Source organism: Rhodococcus sp. (in: high G+C Gram-positive bacteria) (assembly GCF_049286785.1).
GTDB lineage: Bacteria > Actinomycetota > Actinomycetes > Mycobacteriales > Mycobacteriaceae > Rhodococcus_F.
In genome coordinates, this window is record NZ_JBAQEO010000464.1 from 1 (window position 1) to 4572 (window position 4572).

Sequence of the window (4572 nt, forward strand, 5' to 3'; positions counted from 1 at the left end):
AGGTCACCCAGTTCCTCCAGAACAATCGCGGGGCACTGACCACCGATGTGGGCAAACTGACCGATATCACCCGGCTGCTCGTCGATCGCGAAGACACCCTCGCTTCGATCCTCCACACCGCTCCCACCACGCTCTCGAACTTCTACAACACTTACGACCCCGACTCGAACTCACTGACCGGGGCGCTGGCCGTCTCCGACATTCCCGATCCGCGATCGTTGATCTGCGCCCTTCTCACCACGGCCAACGCACCGGCTGACGAATGCGCGAAAGCCACCGGTGCGCTCGCCACCGGCCTGAGTCAGCGCCCAGCCGCGCCTGCTCCGAGTGGAGGAACGCGATGATCTCGATCAGACGCCTCAGCGCCTGCGCCGCACTCACATTGGGTGTGGCGGTCACCACGACCGGATGCCGATTCGACGGCATCAACTCGATTCCGCTGCCGGGCAACGCGATCGACGGCGACACCTACCAGGTCACCGTCGAACTGGCAGACATTCAGAACCTCGTGGGCAACTCACCGGTCAAAGCCGACAACGTCGTCGTCGGAAACATCTCACGTATCGGCGGCCGGGACTGGATCGCCCGCCTCACTCTCGACCTGCGCGACGACGCCCAGATCCCGGCGAACGTCAGCGCGAAGTTGGCGCAGACCAGTGTGCTCGGCTCTCAGTATCTCGAGTTGTCGGTGCCCGCAGGCGAAGAGCCGACGGGAACGCTGAAGGACGGCGCCGTCATTCCCATCGCACGCACCAGCCAGTACGCCTCCACCGAAGAGGTCCTCTCAGCGCTGTCGCTGGTACTCAACGGCAGTGGTCTGCAACAAATTCGAACCGTCACCTCGGAACTGGTTCGGGTACTGGACGGCCGGGAGCACAACCTGCACGAGCTGTTCGGGAACCTCGAAACGCTCATGGGCGGGCTCGACCGACAACGCGGCGACATCGTTCGCGCGATAGATGGACTCGACCGCCTCGCCGCGGAGCTCGGGGCACAGAACGACACGCTCGACCGGGGCATCGACACCATCCCGCCGGGGATGCAAGTGCTCAACGACCAGCAGCAACAGTTGACGACGATGCTCACCAGCGTCGGCGAATTCGGTGAGATCGCAACCAGAGTTCTCGACAGCGGCCGCGAGGATCTGCACGCCAACCTCACAGCACTGCAACCGACGTTGAGCCAACTCGCCTCCGTCGGTGACTCGATCCCCGAGGCGCTGGAGATCGCCGGCACCATCCCGTTCCCGATCGAAACTGCGGACCGGGCGCTGCGCGGTGATTACATGAACCTCTTCCTCACCCTCGACCTCAGTGCCGAGACGGTGGGCGGCAAGGTCCTCGGAAGCATCCCCGTCTCCGAACTCGCCGGACTGAACCCCGCGCGGCAATCCGCCAACCCCCTTCTTGCTCCCACCCAGCGGCCCACCGGCACACCACCGACTACGACACCGGCCACCGGCGCACCCCAACCCCAGGGAGGTCAGCGATGATCCGCTCGAAACTGGTCCGCGCGCAGCTCGCCATCTTCACCGCGGTCGCGATCGTCGCCGTGGGCAACTCCGTCTACAACTACATGGGCCTGAAGCGGATCTCGGGCATCGGAATGTACTCGGTGGACGTAGAACTCGAACGTGCGGGCGGGCTCTACGCGAACGCGCTCGTGACGTACCGAGGTGTCGATGTCGGTGTGGTCGAGTCGCTCGAGGTGAACCCCGACCACGTAACGGTGCACCTGCAGCTGAATTCGGACCACTCGATACCGAAGTCCACCGACGCCTACGTGCGCAGTGTCTCGGCGATCGGTGAACAGTACGTCGATCTCGTGCCGGACACCTCCGAGGGGCCGTTCCTGGCCGATGGTGATGTGATCGATCGATCCCGCACGATATTGCCGGTACCCGCGGCGAGGGTGGTCGAGGAGGTCAACTCGCTCCTCGAAGGCCTCCCCAAAGAGGATCTGAGGACCACGGTCGACGAGGCCTACAATGCCTTCAATGGTGCCGGGCCCGCCCTGTCTCGGCTGATCGACTCGGCGCGTCCCCTCATCGCCCTCGCCCAGGCCGAACTGAAACCGACCACCACCTTGATCAACGACGCGGAGCCGGTCCTCGGGGCCGTCAACGACGCCGGACCGGACATCGCGAGCTTCTCCACCGATCTCGCGTCGTTCACCGAGCAATTGACCATGGACGATGCCCAGATCCGGGGGACGCTGGACAACGGACCGGCCTTCTTCGATGCGGTCGGTGGAACCCTGGCCGACCTGCAACCGTCGCTGCCACTGCTGTTGGCGAATCTGCAGAGCGTCGGTGAAGTGTTGCGTGTCAACGTCCCCGGTGTTCGGCAGATTCTGGTGATCTACCCGGCGATGTCGGCCGCGATCAACCATATGCACCAAGGTCTTCAGGGCGAAGACCGTACCTACGGTCAAGGGCCGCTGGACATCAAGCTGGGCAACACTGCCAACCCCCTTCCCTGTACCGAGGGGTACCAGGAGACGCAGCGACGCGATCCCAGCGATCTGTCCCCGGCCGAACCTGCGACCAGTCCGTACTGCAAGCTGCCACCGAACGAGCCCCGCGTGGTCCGCGGCGCCCGTAATGTCCCCTGCGCCATCGACCCCAGCGTGCGGACTGCCGAGGTCGGTGAATGCCCCGGCGGACTTCCCTCTGCCTGGCCGCAGATGCTGGCCCGACCCGGCCAGCCCTACGTCCCTGCGCCGAATGCACCGGCGGGACCAACCCCGGCACCGCAGCCCGACCGCGCGGCGAACCTACAGATACCAGCGGCAGCCACCCCGGCAGCGTGGCATGCCGGACAGAACCCCGTGATCACCGCGGCCCCCTACGACCCGATCACCGGTACCTTCCGCGCCCCAGACGGCGCCCTGTACTCCATCGACGTCAACTCCCCGACACAGTCCGAGAAGGAACTGACATGGCAAAATCTGCTACTGCGTTAGCCCCCGAGATCGAACCCGACGACACCGAGATCGACCGGTCCGAACCACCCCCCGAGGACAGCGCGGGCCGCGGCCGGATCATCCTGGCCGCGATCGTCCTGCTCGCCGCGATCGCACTCGCTGCCGGCGCAGTCGGCGTGAAGTCGTGGAACGACTGGCGGACAACCCGAACCCACGAGGCACGCGATCGCGCGGTCCTCGAAACCGCCACACAAATGGCGACCAACCTGGTCACCCTGCGACACCAGAACGTCGACGAGGACATCAAGAAGGTCACCGACGGCACCACCGGGCCGTTCCACGAACAGTTCACCAGTTCCTCCGGCGGCTTCGGTGACGTCCTGAACCAGGGACAGGTCGAATCGACCGGGGAGGTGAAGTCCGCCGGTGTCCTCGACTCGAGCGACGATCACGCCACTGTCCTCGCGGCAGTGACCTCGACCGTCAAGAACACCGAATCCCCGGACGGCGAGCTGCGCGTCTACCGCATGAAATTGACCCTCGACCTCGTCGACAGCAAGTGGCTCGTTTCCAACGTGGAGTTCGTCGCATGATCACCAACATCACCCGAATCACCGCCGTAGTCGACAGTTGGAGCGGCCGGAAACGAGCGCTGATCCTCACCTCTCTCGGGGTCCTCGCACTCGCACTGACCATCGCCAGCGGGACACTGACGGTAAAGGCCAATCACGGTCTCCGACTGGAGGACACCCGGCAACAAGCCCTCGCGCAGGCCACCCAACTGGTCCCCGACATCCTGTCCTACGACTTCAACACCGTCGACGAGCACTTCACCGACTCTCTCGAGCACCTCGGCGGCGACTTCCGGACTCAGTTCGAAAGCGTCAGCAAGGACGTGATCATCCCCTCCGCGAAGGAACGGCAAGTGATCACCGCGGCGACCGTCGTGGAGTCCTCCATCGTCTCCGCCTCCCCCGACGGGGCCACCGTGCTGATGTTTCTCAACCAATCCACCACCAGCACCGATAATCCCGCACCCAAGCTCGACGGCAGCCGCGTCCAGGTATCCCTGCACCGCGACGGCGAAAGCTGGCAGATCACGGAAATGAGCCCGGTCTGAGCCCCGCAACACCCCCGATCACGCGGCCCCTCCACACAAGTTTCCGACTCGACGTAAGGAAGTCACTCGATGGGTGTCGAAGTTTCAGTCAGCGGCCTGACCAAATCGTTCGGTTCGCAGAGAATCTGGCAGGACGTCACACTGACTCTCCCGTCCGGTGAGGTCAGTGCGTTGCTGGGCCCGTCGGGTACCGGTAAGTCGGTGTTCCTCAAGTCGCTGATCGGTCTGCTCCGACCGGAGCAGGGCTCGATCGTGATCGACGGCACCGACATCCTGGAGTGCTCCTCGAAGGAGCTCTACGAGATCCGCAAGCTGTTCGGGGTGCTCTTCCAGGACGGCGCCCTGTTCGGTTCGATGAACCTGTACGACAATGTGGCGTTCCCACTGCGCGAGCACACCAAGAAGAGCGAATCCGAGATCCGCAAGATCGTCATGGAAAAGCTTGAATTGACTGGATTGATAGGCGCCGAGACAAAATTGCCCGGCGAGATCTCCGGCGGCATGCGCAAGCGTGCCGGCCTGGCCCG

At 64.2% G+C, this 4572-nt stretch carries 5 protein-coding genes and 1 pseudogene; all 6 read left to right on the forward strand.

Annotated features, from left to right (window positions below):
* Positions 1 to 344 (forward strand): annotated as a pseudogene (locus WAW17_RS16845) (mammalian cell entry protein); the annotation flags it as partial.
* Positions 341 to 1492, forward strand: coding sequence for an MCE family protein (locus WAW17_RS16850; protein ID WP_422334089.1), 1152 nt, complete (start codon positions 341 to 343; stop codon positions 1490 to 1492). The pseudogene WAW17_RS16845 and the gene WAW17_RS16850, both read left to right, overlap by 4 nt.
* The gene (locus tag WAW17_RS16855; protein WP_422334093.1) at positions 1492 to 2964 is read left to right on the forward strand and encodes an MCE family protein; all 1473 of its coding nucleotides are present in this window, start codon (positions 1492 to 1494) and stop codon (positions 2962 to 2964) included. The genes WAW17_RS16850 and WAW17_RS16855 overlap by 1 nt, the downstream gene beginning before the upstream one ends.
* Entirely contained in the window at positions 2940 to 3518 is a 579-nt protein-coding gene (locus WAW17_RS16860) for a hypothetical protein (RefSeq protein ID WP_422334090.1), read from the forward strand. Before WAW17_RS16855 ends, WAW17_RS16860 begins: the two co-directional genes overlap by 25 nt.
* Positions 3515 to 4045, forward strand: coding sequence for a hypothetical protein (locus tag WAW17_RS16865; protein ID WP_422334091.1), 531 nt, complete (start codon positions 3515 to 3517; stop codon positions 4043 to 4045). Before WAW17_RS16860 ends, WAW17_RS16865 begins: the two co-directional genes overlap by 4 nt.
* A 69-nt stretch (positions 4046 to 4114) precedes the next feature.
* A partial coding sequence (locus WAW17_RS16870) for an ABC transporter ATP-binding protein (protein WP_422334092.1) occupies positions 4115 to 4572 on the forward strand: 458 nt, incomplete at its 3' end.

What these genes read in the sequence shown, in the direction of transcription:
- WAW17_RS16850 (WP_422334089.1), top strand. Translation starts at nt 341, where the DNA reads ATGATCTCGATCAGACGCCTCAGCGCCTGCGCCGCACTCACATTGGGT.
- WAW17_RS16860 (WP_422334090.1), top strand. Translation starts at nt 2,940, where the DNA reads ATGGCAAAATCTGCTACTGCGTTAGCCCCCGAGATCGAACCCGACGAC.
- WAW17_RS16865 (WP_422334091.1), top strand. Translation starts at nt 3,515, where the DNA reads ATGATCACCAACATCACCCGAATCACCGCCGTAGTCGACAGTTGGAGC.